Origin of the sequence: Amycolatopsis kentuckyensis (genome assembly GCF_041679295.1) — a bacterium.
Classification (GTDB): Bacteria; Actinomycetota; Actinomycetes; order Mycobacteriales; family Pseudonocardiaceae; genus Amycolatopsis; species Amycolatopsis kentuckyensis_A.
Genome location: NZ_JBGDMD010000002.1, coordinates 959,875 through 974,206 on the forward strand (window position 1 = coordinate 959,875; position 14,332 = coordinate 974,206).

Here is a 14,332-nt window from a genome sequence, read left to right on the forward strand (position 1 = left end):
AAAACGGCCGCATCGCGCAATTCCTTCACCACGGTCTCACGCACCCGTGGTCACTTTCCGCTGCCGGGTCTGGCTTCCCGCTCACCCGGCTGGCAAGCTGCCAGGACTCCACGACGGAAGGCGAGTGCATGGCGGCACACCCGGCGCGGGCCCGGCGCGTCGACGCGCGGGTCGTCGTCCTGACCGTGCTGCTCGTGGTCGCCCTGCTCGCGTGGGCCGGCGTCGACTGGCTGCGCGACCGCCTCGCCGCCGGCGGCTGCGACACCACGACCCCGGTGCGCATCACGGCGGCGCCGGACGTCGCGCCGGTGCTCAGCGCGCTCTCCCGGACCGTGCCGGCGCCGGACTGCTACACCGTCGAGGTCACCGCGGCCGCGTCGACGGCCACCGCGGCGGCGCTCGAAGCCAACGGCGCGAACGGCCCCGACGTCTGGGTGCCGGAGTCGAGCAGCTGGCTGCTGCAGGCGCGCGACCTCGGCGCGTGGAACCTGCCCGAGTCCGGCCAGTCGGTGGCGAGCTCGCCGGTCGTGCTGGCGCTGACCGACGAGGTCGCGAAACAGGCGGGCTGGCCGGGGAAGTCACCGTCCTGGTCGGACGTCCTCGCGGGCAGCCCGGTCGGCCTGCCCGACCCGAGCCGCGACCCGTCGGCGATCGCCGCGTTGATCGGCCTCCAGCAGCTGACCAAGGACGCGCCCGACCCGGGCGCGGCGTTCACCGAGGAGATCCGCAAGGTGTCCGCGGTGAAGCAGCCGTTCACGGCGTCGCCGGCGTCGGAGCAGTCGGTGCTGGCGCGCAAGCTCGTCGCCGCGTACCCGGCGGCCGGCGTGCCGAGCTTCGACTACCCGTACGTCGTGCTGCCGCGCGCGTCGGAGGCGTCCCGGTCGGCGGCCGAGCGGTTCCTGCGGCTGCTGCTCGACCAGACCGCGACGAAGACGTTCGCCGACGCCGGGTTCCGGACGCCGGCCGGCCAGCTGCTCGGCGACCGGCCCCGGGACACGCGCACGGACGCCGCACCGCGCCCGGCCGGGCCGCCGGCGCCCGACGCGATGTACGGCGTGCTGCAGGCCTGGGCCGGCGCGAACCTCAGCGCGCGCGTCCAGGTGCTGCTCGACGTCTCGGGCTCGATGGCCGCCACCGTGCCCGGTACCAGCCGCAGCCGGATGGCCCTGACGCTGGAAGCCGCCACCCAGGGCCTCGGGTTGTTCAAGCCCACCACGGAAATCGGGCTCTGGCTGTTCTCGACCAAGCTCGACGGCGACAAGGACTACAAGGAACTGCTGCCGATGCGGCCCATCTCCCAGCAGCTCGCCGCCGGCGGCGTCGCGACGCTGCAGGCGGTCAAGCCGAAGGCCGGCGGCGCGACCGGGCTGTACGACTCGATCCTCGCCGCGTACCAGAACGCCCGCCAGAACTGGCAGCTCGGCCGCATCAACGTCGTGGTCGTGCTCACCGACGGCCGCAACGAGGACAGCGACTCGGTCGGCCTGCCCGGGCTGCTCGGTGAACTCGGCCGGCTGCAGGACCCGCGGAAGCCGTTGCCGGTGATCGGGATCGGCATCGGCCCGGACATCGACGCGAGCGAGCTGAAGCGGATCTCGGCCGCCACCGGTGGCGACTCGTTCACCACGCCCGACCCGCGCAAGATCTCCGACGTCTTCTACCAGGCACTGAGCAAGCTCATGTGCCAGCCGCCCGCCTGCAAGAATTGAGGACGCCCGTGTTGGTGGAGACCGAAAAGCCCGCGCCACGGGTGACGCGAAGACCGTCCACTGTGGTCCTGGCGGCGTTCGTCGCCGGGGTGGTGCCGTTCGCGTTCCACGCCTGGGCGGCGCTGCACGGGAGTTTCGCGCAGGACGACTTCGTCGTCACCTACCGGGCCGCCGCGGCCGGGCCGTTCGACCTCGGCTACCTCTTCCAGGACTACCACGGGCACCTGCAGCCCGGCGGGTTCTTCCTCGCCGCGGTGCTGACGTGGTGGGCGCCGCTGAACTTCGCCCTGCTCATGGCGCCGCTGCTGCTGATGCGGGCCGTCGCGACGGTGCTGTTCTGGTGCGTGCTGGTGCGCTGCTTCGGCCGCCGCTGGGCGATCCTGGTGCCGTTCACCGTGTTCACGGCCTCGACGCTGCTGCTGGTCCCGACGCTGTGGTGGTCGTTCGGCGTGCAGCTGGTGCCGGTCGTGCTGGCCGCGGCCGGGGCGCTGCACGCGCACGTCCGCTACCTCGACGGCGGCGGCCGGTGGTGGATCGGCGCGTTCGCCTGGACGCTGTTCGGCCTCGCGTTCTACGAGAAGGCCGCGCTGATCCCGGTGCTGCTGGCCGGCGTGACCGTCCTGCTCGGACGGTCCTTCCGGGACCACGCCCGCTACTGGGCGGGGCATGCCGCGCTGCTGGCCGCGTTCGTGGGCGGCTACTTCGCGTTGACGGCGAGCCAGATCGGGACCGGCGCGCAGCCGGTGTCCGCCGGTACGGTCGCCGACCTGACCGGCCGGATGCTCGGCGACACGCTGCTGCCGGGCCTGGCCGGCGGGCCGTGGTCGGGCGCCGGTGCGGGCGCGACCTGGGCGGCGTCGCCGTTCGCGGTGGTCGTTGCGCTGCTCGTCGCCGCGATCGCCGTGGCGCTCGCGGGGGTGCGGGCCGGCGGCCGGCGCGCGTGGGGCGCGTGGGCGCTGCTCGCGGCCCTGTTCGCGGTGGACGTCGGGCTGCTGGCGCTGACCCGGCTGCGCGAAGTCGGGCCGTCGGCCGGCGACGATCCGCGGTACGTCGCCGATCTCGTGCTGGCGGCCGCCCTTTGTGGAGCGTTCGCGTTTCTGCGTCCCGGGGAAATTGCGCCGTCCGGCGGAAAGCGTGAACGGCCGATCGCGCTAACTCTGTGCGTGCTTTTGCTTGTCAGCTCCGCGATCGGGTTTTCCGGGCTGGCGCCGGCGTTGCGCTTCGGGCATTCCGCGCAGTACCTCGGCAACGTCCGGGCGGCCGTGGCCGAGGATCCGGACCTGGTTTTCTACGACACCTTCGTGCCGTCCGATGTGGTCCACGAGTGGTTCGGCGCCGACTCCCAGGCTTCCCGGGTGGCCGGCCTGATCCCCGGCACGCACTTCGACCAGCCGACGAACCGGATGCACCTGCTCGACGCCACCGGCACGCCGCACGCGATCACCGGGGTCGACGCGGAATCCCGCGGTCTCCAGGGGCCGGTGCCGAACTGCGGGTACACCGTCGGCGAGACGCTGGTGCGCGTCCCGCTCGACAAACCGGTGCTCGGCCGGCACCTGCTGAAGATCGACTACTTCACCTCGGACGGCGGCGAAGGACTCGTCGACCGGACGCCGGTGTGGTTCCAGGCCGGGCTGCACTCGCTGTACCTGCCGGTCGACGGCCTCTTCGACCACGTCGGCCTGCAGCTGTCGAGCCCGGGCGCGCCGGTGTGCGTCGCGAAGGTCGAGGTCGGGAAACCGGTTGCTCAGTAGGGGTCGTACGGGCTGTCGTGCCCGAGCAGCCGCGCGACCGGCCGCAACCGCAGGCGCAGCAGCACCTTGAGCACGACGTTGCGCGCGAACCACGGCAGCTGCGCCAGCACGCGCACGCGGTCCGCCGTGGACGGTGGCGTGAGCTTGAACCGCGCCAGCGACGTCGCCCGGTCCACATAGGTGTACCGGCGTCCGAAGAGGACTTTCGCGATCGTGCCGAGCGTGACGCCGATCGAGGAAAAGCAGTCGTGCACCAGGATTTCCGCGCCCGGCGGCAGGTGGTCCGACCAGCGCAGGTCGTCGGTGTAGGTCCAGTAGTCGTGCTTGCCGTCGATGTAAAGCAGCTGTAAGGGCCGGTCCCAGTCGGGCCGCAGTTCCGTGCTGTAACCGGCGACGAGCTCGACGACGTCGTCCAGCCCGGCTTGGCGGATGTTGCGCTCGAACAGCCGGCGCGTCGGCGATCCGCCGAACAGGCGGCCGTCCACGAAGGGGTCGACGGCGATCACCGTGGCGCCGACCGTGCGCGCCGCCGCGCCGAGGACGATCGTGGATCTGCCCTGGTGGCTGCCGATTTCCAGGACGACGTCGCCCTTCTCCAGGCGGCACACCGCGTTCCAGAGCGCTTCGCCCTGCGCGCGCGTCATCCAGCCCTTGACCGGCTCGGCCAAGGCCCAGGCATCTTCGAACGAGATGGCGCACCTGCCAGGAGTTCGGGGGACCCAACAAAATCGTCGGCACATCGTAGCCAGGTTTCCGCCTAGTATCTACCGGATGGTAACCGCCACCCGCGAACGGTCCCGGGACGACGCCCCGCCCTCGAGCGGCGCCCGGAAGTTCTCGGTGGGCGCGTTCGTGCGCCGGCCGAGCACGTGGATCGTGCTGGCGCTGACCACGTTGTCATTCCTCCAGATGCCGGGCAAGACGACGTTCGACACGAAGCTCGACCTCGCCGTCGACCCGCTCGCGTTCCTCGGCCGCGCGCTGCACCTGTGGAATCCCCAGGCGACGGCGGGGGAGCTGCAGAACCAGGCGTACGGCTACCTCTTCCCGATGGGCCCGTTCTTCGCGCTGTGCCAGGCCGTCGGCATGCCCGCGTGGATCGCGCAGCGGCTGTGGGGCGCGATCCTGCTCATCGCCGCGTTCGGCGGTGCCCTGCTGCTGGCGCGCGCGATGAAGCTCGGCACCGAACGCACGCGGCTGATCGGCGCGCTCGGGTACGCGCTCGCGCCGCGCATGCTGACCGAAATCGGTGGCCTGTCCGCGGAAATGCTGCCCGCGGTGCTGCTGCCGTGGGTGCTGGTGCCGCTGGTGCGGGCCGGGACGATCGGTTCGCCGCGGCGGGCCGCCGGGCTGTCGGCCGTCGCCGTGCTGTGCATGGGCGGGGTCAACGGCGCGATGGTCGTGATGGCGCTCGTCCTGCCCGGACTGTGGCTGCTGACGCGCAAGTGGACGCGCCACCACGTCGAACTCGTCCTGTGGTGGTTCGTCTTCGTCGTCGGCGCGACGCTGTGGTGGATCCTGCCGCTGCTGCTGCTCGGCGAGTACAGCCTGCCGTTCCTGGACTACATCGAGTCCGCGACGAACACCACCGCGCCCATGTCGCTGTTCGAGGTGCTGCGCGGAACCAACCAGTGGGTCGCCTACGTCGTGCAGGGCACGCCGTGGTGGCCGGGCGGCTGGTCGCTGATCGACAACCCGGTGCTGATGCTCGCGACCGGCCTCGTCGCCGGCGTCGGCCTGCTCGGCCTGACCCGCCGCGGCCTGCCGGAACGCCGGTTCCTCGTGCTGGGTGTCCTCACCGGACTGACGCTGCTGACCATCGGGTACGTCGGCACGCTCGACAGCCCGCTGGCCGAGCAGGTGCGGCACCTGCTCGACGGCCCGCTCGCGCCGCTGCGCAACGTCCACAAGTTCGAGCCGGTGCTGCGGCTGCCGCTGATGCTGGCGTTCGTCCACGGCATCGCGAGCCCGGTGCGGGTGAAGTCCGCGCGCCGGTTCCTGCGGCCCGCGCTGGGCCTGCTGCTGGTGCTGGTGATGGCCGCGCCGGCGTGGCTGCTGAACCTGCGCTCCGGCCCGGGCTGGGACGAGGTTCCCGGCTACTGGTACGACGCCATGGGCTACGTCGCCAAGGCCGACCCGAACGCGCGGACGCTGCTGCTGCCGGCCACCGGGTTCGGCGAATACGACTGGGGCCGCACGGTCGACGAACCCGCGCAGGCCATCGCGAGAAGCCCGTGGGCGGTGCGCAACCAGGTGCCGCTCGGGTCCGAAGGCAACACGCGGCTGATGGACTCGGTCGACGCGGCGCTGGCCGACGGCCGCGGCGACCCCGGGCTCGCCGCGTTGCTCGCCCGGTCCGGCTACCGGTTCCTGCTGCTGCGCAACGACATCGACCGCGATCGCACGAACGCGCCGCCGATCGCGACGCTGCGCGCCGGGCTGGCCGGCTCGCCCGGCATCGGCAAGGCGGCGGAGTTCGGGCCCCTCGAGGTCTACGAGGTGCGCAAGCCCGTGCCCCTCGCGACGGCGACGGCCACCACGGACGTCCCGACGGTCAGCGGCGGCCCGGAAAACCTGCTCCCGCTGATCGATTCGGGCCAGCTCGACCCGTCGACGCCGACGGTGCTGACCGGCGACGGCGGTTCGCCCGGCGGCCCGCGGCTGGTGACCGACGGCCTGCGCCGCGCCGAGCGGAACGTCGGCGGCGTGCGCGACAACCTCAGCCAGACCCTCACCGCCGGCGAGGCGTTCCGGCAGCAGCGCGCGGCGGGGGACGTGCTGCCGTTCCCGGGCGAGGAACACCAGACCGTCGCCGCCTACCGGGGCATCCGCGCGGTGACGGCGTCGACGGCGGCGTCGTTCGCCGACGCGTTCGGCGGGTCCGACCCCGGGCACCAGCCGTTCGCGGCGATCGACGGCGACCCGCGCACGTCGTGGCGTTCGTCGTCGTTCACCGGTCCGATCGGCCAGTGGCTCGAAGTCGAGCTGGACACACCGAGGCTGGTCAACTCGGTGGACCTGGAGATGGTCGACGACCTCCGGGTCGGCTGGCCGGCCACGCGGGTCCGGATCACCACCGACAACGGTTCGGTCGACCAGCAGGTGATCCGCGGGGCCGGGCCGCACACCTACGCCGTGGCGGCGGGTGTCACGCGCAAGGTGCGGATCACCCTGCTGTCGCTGGTGGTCGGGCGGCAGGACGGCAACGTCGGCATCGCGGAGCTGACGATCCCCGGCACCGAACCGCAGCGTGCGCTGGAAGTCCCGGCCGACCTGCCCGCCGGGCCCGCGCCCGGGTTCGCGTTCACCCGCGGCGCCCAGCCGCGGTACGCGTGCCTGCCCGCCGGCGGCGCGGTCCGCTGCGATGCGTCCGCGGCCCGCGACGGTGAGGAACCCGACGGCATCCGGCGCCTGTTCAGCACGCCGGCCGAGCAGACGTTCCTCGTCGGCGGCACGGTGCTGCCCGCCGGCGGCGGCAAGAACCCGGTCGCGCTGCCGGGCGTCACGGTGGCGTCGACGTCGCAGCTGGGCGGCGACCCGGCGGCGGGCGGGTTCGCGGCGGTGGACGGCGACGCGGGCACGACGTGGCGTCCCGACGTCACCGACCTGCGCCCGGCGCTGACCCTGAACTGGGGCGCCCCGAAACGGATTTCGGGGCTGCACATCGGGGTCGCGCCGGCGAGCGGCGCGCGGGCGCCGAAGCAGCTGGAGCTGGTGGGGAAGTCCGGGTCGCGCACGGTCCAGCTCGACGCGAGCGGGTCGGCGACCTTCGAACCGCTGGACACCGACCAGCTGCAGATCGTGCTGCCGGGCGATGACGACGACCCGGCCGCGCGGGCCGTGGTGGGCATCGGGAGCCTGGAGCTGTCCGGCACGGACGGGCTGCTGCCCGGGCCGGACCCGGCGTTCACCGTGCCGTGCGGGTCCGGGCCGAACGTCCACCTCGACGGGCTGGACTACCGGACGTCGGTGCAGGGGACGCTGTCCGACGTCGTCGCGCACCGGCCGCTGGAGCTGCGGATGTGCCGGGACTCGGAGGGCGGGATCTCGCTGCCGTCCGGCGGGCACGAGCTGCGGACGGACCGGTCGGACTCGTTCGTCGTCCAGGACCTGTGGTTGCGTCCCGCGGTGGAGTCCGCCCCGCCGGTGCACCGCGCGGTGCAGGTGGGGAAGTGGGACGCGGCTTCGCGGTCGGTGACGGTCGCGCCGGGCGCGGAAGCGGTACTGGCGGTCCCGGAGAACGCGAACGCGGGCTGGGTGGCCACAATGGACGGACGCGAGCTGGCCCGCACCCGCGTCGACGGCTGGCAGCAGGCGTGGATCGTCCCGGCCGGCGCGGGCGGCGTGGTGACGCTGTCGTTCACGCCGGACTCGGCGTACCGCATCTCGCTGCTGGTGGGGGCGGTGGCGGTGGTTCTGCTGCTGCTGGGCGTCTTCTGGCCGGCCCGGCGGCGGGCGTTCCCGGTGCGGCCGGGTGGTTCCTTCGTGCCGGTGGTGCTGATCGGGCTGCTGGTGGCGCTGGGCGGGATGCTCCCGGTGGTGCTGCTGATCGCGTGCCTGCTGGCGCGGCAGTTCTGGGACCGGGCGCCGCGCTACCTGGCGTTCGGCGGAATGACCGTGGCGGCGGCTGTGTCGGTGACGGGCCGCATCCTGGGCCACGGCCAGGAGTGGGCGTACGGCCCGGTGACCCAGGCGGCATTGCTCCTGGCGGCGGCCGCGATGGTGTCGACGTGCGTGGACTGGTTCACCCGCAAGGACAACCCGACCGAACCGGCTGGTTAGCCGGGGAAACTGTCGGTGCCTCCCGGTAGCGTGGAAAACGGGGGCTGCTCAGGCCGGGGATGAGATGAACGGGTCGTTCACCTCGCCGGATGCGATGAACGAGTCGTTGATGACTACGGAAGCTCGGCATTCTGCTGAAGCGGCTCTTCGGTCCAGCGTTCCGCGGGCGGTCGTGCCGGGCGGGGGCAGCTGTTTCTGCCAAAGCCCCTCCGGCACCCCGAAGCTGTCATTGTGACTACGGCCGGCAACACCGCGTCAAGGCGGGAAAGATGCCTTGACCCGGTGTTGCCGGCCGTGTTCTGGCTTCGGATCGGGGTGCGGGGGAGTCTGGGTTCTCGTCGGTGCACGTTCTCGGGGGCCTCTCGCCTTTGGCACAGTCGTTCAGGCGGCGGTTGGCATGAACGAGTCGTTCATGTCGTTCGCCGCGCCCGCAGCTCCAAAACCGCGCCCGCCATCGCCAGCCCGCCTGCGCAGCAAGCCGCGACCGTCACCACCTGCGTTGCCGACCCGTGCAGCCAAGCCGTGATCAGCAACGCCTCCACGCCCACCGCCGCCCACATCAGCACCGCCACCCGGCGGTCCCCGTCGGCCAACCGCGCGTACAGCAGGATCTGCACCAACGCCAGCATCGACCCCGCCAACGCGAACGGCCACACCGGCATCGTGCTCCCGGCGTACCGCGCTCCACCGATCAGCCCCAGCAACGACGGCCCCAGCACCACCGAAGCCAGCACCACGAACGCGTCCAGGAACGCGCACACCGCCAACGCCACCGGCAGCACCCGCCGGCGTCCGGCAGAAGCCGCGAACCGGGGCAGCACCAACACTCCTACCGCCTGCGGCAGCCAGTACGCGATCTTCGTGACGATCGCCCCGAGCGCGTACTCGCCGGCGGACGCCGACGGCAGCGTGTGCCGCGCCAGCACCAGGTCCAGGTTCACCAGCAGCACCAGCGCCAGCATCGCTTGCGCCGTGTGGAGTACTTCGGCGCCGTGCCGGTCGGCCCAGCGGGGACGCGGGCGGCCGCAGACCCACCAGCCCGCCACGACCACCGCCAGTGACCCGAGCGCCGTCCCGGCCAGCGCGCCCGTGGGGGAGCCCGATACCAGCAGGCCCACCAGGGAACCGCCGACCTTGCCCAGCCCCTCCAGCGCGATCAACCCGGCCAGCACCGCGAACCGGTGGGCGCCCTGCAGCAGCCCGTGGAACACCCCCAGCAGCGTCAAGGGCCCGAGCGCGGCCGTCACCAGCAGCGCCGGCGTCAGCGACCCCAGGTGCAGCAGGAGCACCAGCAACGGGCTGAGCGTCAACGCCGCCGTCGCGACGATCGCGCTCGTCATCAGCCCCAGGGCGAACAGCGAACCCTGCGCCGACGATGGCGACCGTGCGACCCGCAGCGCCACCACCGTCTGCAGCCCCATCGCCGGGACGACGCCGATGACCAGCACCGCCAGCAGCGAGCTCAGCTCCCCGAAGGCCCCCGGCGCGAGGATCCGTGCGGCCGCGAGGCTCAGCACGTAACTGCCCGCGTTGTTGCCCGCGAGCGCGAGCGAGACGAGGATCGCCGCGACCCGGTTGCCGGTCCGGGCCGGTTCTTCGGTGGCTACGCTCAACGGCGGGCTCCCATTACCGGCGGGTAATTTCCAGGGACCCTAACCGCGCGGACACCGGAAAGGAAGGGCAGTGGACGCACCGGGCAGACGGCTCGCGCTCCCCGTGGTGTCCGTCCTGCTCGCGTTCGCCGTCTGCGCGCCGCTGCTCGGGCGCGGGTTCGTGCTGAGCTACGACATGGTGTTCGCGCCCCGCCAGTACTTCGTGCCGGACGCGTTCGGGATCGGCAGCACGCTGCCGCGGTCCGTGCCCGCCGACGCCGCCGTCGCGCTCGCCACGACCGTGCTGCCCGGCGACATCGTCCAGAAGATCGTCCTGCTGCTGGCCGTTTTCGCCGCCGCGCAGGGCGCCGGCCGGCTCGTCCCGACCGAACACCTCGGCACGCGGCTCGTCGCCGCGACGGCGTACGCCTGGACGCCGTACGTCGCGGAGCGGCTCTTCATCGGGCACTGGCCGCTGCTCCTGATGTACGCGGCCCTGCCCTGGATCGTCGAGGCCGGGCTCGCCGCGCGGAAGCACGAACCGAACGCGTTGCCGAGACTCGTGATCGCCTGCGCGCCCGCCGTCCTGACGCCGCCGGGTGGCGTGCTCGCCGCCGCCGTCATGGCCGTCGCCGCCGGTTCCCGCCGCCTCTGGCAGACGCTCGCCATCGCGATCGTGCTCAACCTGCCGTGGCTGGTCCCGACGTTCCTCGACGCGGGGGGCACGTACTCCGACCCGGCCGGCGTCACGGCGTTCAGCGCCCGCGCCGAAAGCTGGGGCCCCGCGCTGCTGAGCGTCCTCGGCCTGGGCGGGATCTGGAACTCCGAAACGGTTCCCGGCAGCCGGGCCATGCCGCTCGTCCCGGTGCTGACGCTCGTGGTCGTCGCCATCGCGGTGGCCGGTCTCAAGCCGCTCACCGAGCGCTGGGGGAAGGCGCCTGCGCGTTCCCTGTTCGCTCTCGGTGCCGCGGGTGTGCTGCTGGCGTCATTGGCGACGCTGCCGGGCGGGGACGCGTTGCTGACCGCCGCCACCCGCCACCTGCCCGGCGCCGGGCTCCTGCGTGACGCCCAGAAATGGGTTGCCTGGTGGGCGTTGCCGCTCGCGCTGGGGTTCGCGCTCGCCATCGAGGTCGCCGCGGCCAAGCTCAAGACCGAGCGCGGGCGCGTCGCGCTGGTGACGGCGGCGGCCGTCTTCCCCCTGCTCACCCTGCCCGACCTGGCGTGGGGCGGCTGGGGCCGGCTCGCCACCGTCCGGTACCCCGCCGACTGGCAGGCAGTGTCCGAAGTGCTCGGTGACCACCCCGGCGACGTGCTGACGCTGCCGCTGTCGGCGTTCCGCGGGTTCGCCTGGAACGACGACCGCACGCAGCTCGACCCGGCGCCGCGCGTCCTCCCGAGACCCGTGCTGATGGACGACACCCTCCAAGTGGGAGCGGACCGCATCGCCGGCGAAGACCCGCGCGTCGGCGACGTCCGGGCCGCGACGTCCGCGCGTGAGCTGACGGAGGCGGGCATCGGCTGGATCCTCGTCGAACACGGGACACCCGGCGACGTCGACGAACGGTTGCTCGCCGACGCGACGCAGGTGTGGTCCGGTGACTGGCTGACGCTCTACCGGACCCCGGGTGTGCCCGCCGTCAAGGCGATCTCGTGGACGCCCGCCTTGGTGGCAAACGGAGTAGCGCTCACGTTGCTGTGCGTCGCACTGTTGTGCCGCATGTTACCGATGCGTACATTGGGCCGCGGCAGGAATTCCCCGCCGCGGAAGGAGTGACACGTGGGCACGGTCATCGGCGTGGTCGCCGCCGTCATCCTCGGAGGCGGTCTCGCGACCGGAGCGGGCTTCGCCCTCACCAAGGGCGCGGACCCGGACAGCTCCGCCCAGGTGCAGGAAAAGCTCAACGCGCAGGTGAAGTACAACCCGGCCGACCACCCCGGGAAGATCTACGGGGACCGCTGACGCGTGACCCGGCTCGCCTCCGACCACGCCCACCGCGTCGTCGGGCTCTACGGCGACCCCACCGTTTCCTGGAGCATCCTCCTCGAAGCGGAACTCGGCACGGCCGCACCGGACCCGGAAAAGCTCCGCGCCCGGCTGGCGGCCGCTGTCCAGCAGTACCCGCACCTCGGCGCCGTGCCGGAAAACGAGCGCGTCACCGATCTGCCGTCCACTCGCGACCGGTTCGCGTCGGCTCCCTACGAACGCGGGGCGCCGCTCCTGCGCGTCGCCGCCGGCGAGTCGACTCTCCTCGTCGCGGCGCACCACGGCGCCCTCGACGGTCTCGGTCTGCTTTCGCTGCTGGGCATCCTCCTCGACGTCCCGGTTTCCTCGGGTGCGACGGGGATCGGTGAACGCACCGGCGGCAAACCCTTTGCGCTTTCGGCCCTCCAGCGGCTCGCTGAGGCGCTTTTCGCGCCGCCAGGCCGGATTACGCCGGATCGCGGTGCCGAGGCCGTGGGAGACGTCTTCGCCGCCCGGCACGAACCACGGCTGCGCTTGGGCGCGGCGGGGTTCGTCGCGGCGGCCGCCCGCGCCACCGAACGCTGGAACGGCGCGCACGGCGCCCGCACCGCGCGGGTCGTGGCCGCGCTGGGCGCGTCGTGGCGGTCCGGGGCCGCGCCGGAACCGGTGCACGACAGCGCGTTCTTCCGGCTGCGGTTGCGTCCCGGCGCGGACGTCGCCGCGGTTCTGGCGGCCCAGCCACCGGAACCCGACTTCCCGGCCCGCAGCAGCAGGCTCGCCCGGCTGGGCACGCGGCTGCTGGCGAGCCGGCTCGGCTCGACGTTCCTGGTGTCCAACCTGGGCGTGGTGTCCACCGGGGATTCCGTGCGCTCGCTGGCGTTCTACCCGGCGGCGAGCGGGCGGTCAGGGGTGGCCTTCGGGGCGGCGACGACCGGGGACGTCACCACCGTGACGGTGCGGGCTCGTCGGAAGGACTTCGACGCGGCGGCCGCCGGGAGGTTGCTCGACGAGTTCCGTGACGCAGTCCGGGAGCAGGCGCCGCCGCGATGACATGAACGACTCTTTCATGTCGTGTGGCGACGTGAATGACCCTTTCATGTCGTCTGGCGGGGCGGCTCACGGATGCGGCACCACCGCCCGACGCCTGGCCGGCCGAACGCGAGACGCCAGGCCGAACGGGCGTTTCACCGAGATCCCAGGTTCCTGCGGTCATGAACGACCCGTTCACCGCATCCGGCGCGGTGAACGACTCGTTCATGACGTTGCCGGCCGCCGGACCGGCCACGCCGACCCGACTTTGCCGAGACCCTGTCACCAGACGACATAAATGACTCATTCATGTCGTCTGGTGACAGGAATGAGTCATTCACGTCGTTCGGTCATGACGCCAGAGCCGTGCCGTGCGCCACCTGACCCAGGACCCGCGGCCGGGGCCCGGGAAGCCCGGAGACGTCCCGAACCAGCGCCTCGAACTGCCCGACACTCGCGTCCCAGCTGTACATCCCGGCCCGCTCCGCGCCGGCCAACCCCATCTCGGCGCGCCGCAGCCCGTCGGCGAGCAAGCCGTCCACCTGGGCCGTGAAGTCCTCGAAGTCGTCCGCGAGCAGGCCGGTGCGGCCCTCCACAATGGATTCGGCGACGCCACCGGCCGCGCGGTAGGCGACCGACGGCACGCCGTGCGCCGCCGCCTCCATGATGACGATGCCCCAGCCCTCCTTGACCGACGGGCACAGGTGCAGCCACGACCGCGCGAGGATCTCGTGCTTGGCGTGCTCGTCGACCCAGCCGTGCAGGACCACGCGGTCGGCGACCCCGCGCGACGCCGCGTGCTCGCGCAGCACCTCGTCCCACGGCCCCTGGCCCACCACCTCGAGCTTCAGCGCGGGCCACCGCCGCGCGAGCCGCGCGACGACGTCGATGGCGTGCTCGATCCGCTTGTGCGGCACCAGCCTGCTCACCGCGACCAGCGTGGGCGTGGTGTCCCGTTCGGACACGCCTGCCGGTGGTGCGTCGAGCCCGTTCGGCACCACGGCCACCCGGGCGCGTTCGACGCCCAGCCCGGCCAGTTCGGCCTTGGTGACCTCGGAAACCGTGACGTACCGGCACTTCCGGAACAGCCACGGCGCCAGCCGCGACTCGATCCACCAGCCCACCCTGCCCAGCGTCTCGCCGAGCGCGCTGATCCACTGTTCCTTGTGGACGTGGTGCACGAGCACCAGCACGGGACACCCCGCGACCAGCCGGGCGAAGAAGGGCATGCCGTTCTGCACGTCGACCACCAGGTCGGCGCGGGCCCGCCGGATGGCGCGCAACGCGTGGACGTACACGCCGAACTTGTTGCCGCGGCGGCGGTAGCGGACGCCGTCGCGCCACTCGCCCGCGGTCGCGCCCGGGTAGGCGGCGCACTGGATTTCGACCCGGTACCCGGCTCTCGCGAGCCCTTCGGCCATCCGCTCGACGTACCGCTCCGACCCGCCGCCTTCGGGGTGGCCGGTGTCGCGCCAGTTGACGAGGAGCACACGAGGTCGTTCC

9 protein-coding genes are annotated in these 14,332 nt (G+C 72.6%); 6 read left to right on the plus strand and 3 right to left on the minus strand.

The window, feature by feature from the left end; all coding sequences use genetic code 11:
• Positions 1-128: 128 nt before the first annotated feature.
• Both ACERZO_RS10710 and ACERZO_RS10715 read left to right on the plus strand, forming a co-directional pair.
• A complete protein-coding gene (locus ACERZO_RS10710) occupies positions 129-1,709 on the plus strand; it encodes a substrate-binding domain-containing protein (RefSeq protein WP_372664382.1) in 1,581 nt (526 codons plus the stop codon).
• Between the two features lie 11 nt (positions 1,710-1,720).
• Complete coding sequence (locus ACERZO_RS10715) at positions 1,721-3,463, plus strand: hypothetical protein (RefSeq protein WP_372664383.1); 1,743 nt, start codon at positions 1,721-1,723, stop codon at positions 3,461-3,463.
• On the opposite strand, the gene ACERZO_RS10720 is transcribed toward ACERZO_RS10715, so the two are convergent.
• Complete coding sequence (locus tag ACERZO_RS10720; RefSeq protein WP_372664384.1) at positions 3,457-4,131, minus strand: class I SAM-dependent methyltransferase; 675 nt, start codon at positions 4,129-4,131, stop codon at positions 3,457-3,459. The two genes, ACERZO_RS10715 and ACERZO_RS10720, sit on opposite strands and share 7 nt — an antisense overlap.
• Positions 4,132-4,234: 103 nt before the next feature.
• On the opposite strand from ACERZO_RS10720, the gene ACERZO_RS10725 reads away from it, so the two are divergent.
• Positions 4,235-8,245, plus strand: a complete 4,011-nt coding sequence (locus ACERZO_RS10725; RefSeq protein WP_372664385.1) for an alpha-(1->3)-arabinofuranosyltransferase domain-containing protein — start codon at positions 4,235-4,237, stop codon at positions 8,243-8,245.
• A 410-nt stretch (positions 8,246-8,655) separates the two neighbouring features.
• Here ACERZO_RS10725 and ACERZO_RS10730 read toward each other — a convergent pair whose 3' ends face one another.
• Positions 8,656-9,858, minus strand: coding sequence for a lipopolysaccharide biosynthesis protein (locus tag ACERZO_RS10730; RefSeq protein ID WP_372664386.1), 1,203 nt, complete (start codon positions 9,856-9,858; stop codon positions 8,656-8,658).
• A 70-nt stretch (positions 9,859-9,928) separates the two neighbouring features.
• Here ACERZO_RS10730 and ACERZO_RS10735 point away from each other — a divergent pair, with 70 nt between their 5' ends.
• The 3 genes from ACERZO_RS10735 to ACERZO_RS10745 are packed head-to-tail and all read left to right on the plus strand — an operon-like array spanning position 9,929 to position 12,850.
• A complete protein-coding gene (locus tag ACERZO_RS10735) occupies positions 9,929-11,611 on the plus strand; it encodes a hypothetical protein (RefSeq protein ID WP_372664387.1) in 1,683 nt (560 codons plus the stop codon).
• A gap of 3 nt (positions 11,612-11,614) precedes the next feature.
• On the plus strand, positions 11,615-11,797 hold the full coding sequence (locus tag ACERZO_RS10740) for a hypothetical protein (protein ID WP_372664388.1): 183 nt from the start codon (positions 11,615-11,617) through the stop codon (positions 11,795-11,797).
• Positions 11,798-11,800: 3 nt separating this feature from the next.
• Positions 11,801-12,850 (plus strand): hypothetical protein, encoded by a 1,050-nt coding sequence (locus ACERZO_RS10745; protein WP_372664389.1) that lies wholly within the window; start codon positions 11,801-11,803, stop codon positions 12,848-12,850.
• Between the two features lie 329 nt (positions 12,851-13,179).
• Here ACERZO_RS10745 and ACERZO_RS10750 read toward each other — a convergent pair whose 3' ends face one another.
• Positions 13,180-14,319 (minus strand): glycosyltransferase family 4 protein, encoded by a 1,140-nt coding sequence (locus tag ACERZO_RS10750; protein WP_372664612.1) that lies wholly within the window; start codon positions 14,317-14,319, stop codon positions 13,180-13,182.
• Between the last annotated feature and the right edge of the window lie 13 nt (positions 14,320-14,332).

Coding starts and splice junctions, on each gene's coding strand:
- ACERZO_RS10725 (WP_372664385.1), top strand. CDS start 4,235: ATGGTAACCGCCACCCGCGAACGGTCCCGGGACGACGCCCCGCCCTCG.
- ACERZO_RS10710 (WP_372664382.1), top strand. CDS start 129: ATGGCGGCACACCCGGCGCGGGCCCGGCGCGTCGACGCGCGGGTCGTC.